The organism is Rhodococcus sp. P3_B8 (genome assembly GCF_056402775.1).
The window spans coordinates 1-1,407 of the sequence record NZ_JBFUGT010000621.1 but is presented as its reverse complement, the minus strand read 5'-3'; the positions used below and the strand labels follow the sequence as shown (position 1 = coordinate 1,407).

Annotated in this window: 2 protein-coding genes and 1 pseudogene; 1 reads left to right on the top strand and 2 read right to left on the bottom strand. The window is 66.2% G+C overall.

The genetic code is table 11. The features are described from left to right. Nucleotides 1–80: 80 nt before the first annotated feature. Nucleotides 81–434 (bottom strand): OsmC family protein, encoded by a 354-nt coding sequence (locus AC1D1G_RS45210; RefSeq protein ID WP_283352003.1) that lies wholly within the window; start codon nt 432–434, stop codon nt 81–83. Nucleotides 435–514: 80 nt separating this feature from the next. Then, nucleotides 515–718, bottom strand: a complete 204-nt coding sequence (locus AC1D1G_RS45205) for a hypothetical protein (protein WP_477956938.1) — start codon at nt 716–718, stop codon at nt 515–517. A 430-nt stretch (nt 719–1,148) separates the two neighbouring features. On the opposite strand from AC1D1G_RS45205, the pseudogene AC1D1G_RS45200 reads away from it, so the two are divergent. Further along, a pseudogene (locus AC1D1G_RS45200) lies at nt 1,149–1,407 on the top strand (NAD-dependent malic enzyme); the annotation flags it as partial.

The window sequence follows — 1,407 nt, the reverse complement described above, 5'->3', positions numbered from 1 at the left end:
CTCTTGTGCTGCTCGCAACCCGAAACCGACCTCGTTCTCGATCTCTGACAAGCGCGGGTCCGGCTACTCGTCCGCAGTCGTCAACTCGCGATGGACACCGCTTCCGTGGATACGGATGCAGCATCGATCAGAGCTTGCCCCGGTCGACGACTCGCAAGGTGGGGAAGTGCTGCACGCAAGCGCACGGCGTGTTCGGCGTTCGCCACGTGCCAGTCCAGGCGAATCACGTCGATGACGGCGCCGTCATCGGTTCCCATCACGCGGTCGACGTTCAAGCCGGCTGACACTGTGAGCGTGGCAGACTCGGCTATCGCGACCTCGCCGAGCAGCCGAAGTACCACCAGCGAGGCAGCGGCAAGGCCGGCGAGCATGTGCTCGACAGGGTTTGCGCCGGCATCGTGCCCGCCATATCGCGCGGCTTCGTCGATCGTCAACTCGTGCCTGCGCGCGGTGACCGTCGTGCCATGGCTCCCGGGCAGCGCGTGTACGACCAGTCGCTCACGTCGGGAAGAAGTCACCGGACCGCCTCGTAGAAGTCTGCGGCGGTGTGCTCACCCGTGTTCAGTGCGACCGCCAGCCATTCGAGCGCATCCGCACCAATGGCGTGGACGTCGCGTGGATCGGGACCGTACTGGGGGGACAGGTAGTCCGCCGGCAAGTGCTGCGCATCTGTCCGGCTGCTGTCGTGCAGCAGCGACGCCACCGCATCGAGTGCCACAGGATCTCGGCTCCTGACCTTCGCGATTGCCGCTGTCTGTGCGGCGACGATCTTTCGTACCGACGGGTGGTCGACGCTGGTTCTCGCCACGTCGACGGCGACGCCCGCAGTGGGGAATTTCAGGGCGACGCCGAAGAACAGCGAGTCGGTGAGCCCGAGTCGTGACGGTGCGCTGGGGTCGAACAGCGGGTGGAGGGTGTGGACCAGCGCAACTTTCCATCGGCGTTGCCCCCGAAGGGCTTCGACAGCGAACCACCGAGCCCCGCAGACAGCGCTGCCTCGGGATGGTCCGAGTCACCCCCTACACGCCGCCGCCGACCGCGGCGACGCCCTGATCGAGAGATGACCCACGCGCAATGAGCGCCGAATCAATGATCAATTCCGACGACACGCTCCCGCGGATCGTCGATAGCCAAGGAATGAGTAGACAATGACCATTGTGTCCGAACCCACCGCACCGCAGAAGGTCGAGCTGACCGACGAGGAGATCTTCGCCGGCCACATCGGGGGGAAGCTCTCGGTTGAGACCACGACCGCCCTCGATACGCAGCGCGCCCTGTCCATCGCCTACACGCCCGGCGTCGCGCAGGTCTCCCGCGCCATCGCCGCCGACGAAACCCTCGCCGACCGGTACACCTGGACCAGCCGCCTGGTGGTCGTCGTCTCCGACGGCTCCGCGGTACTCGGTC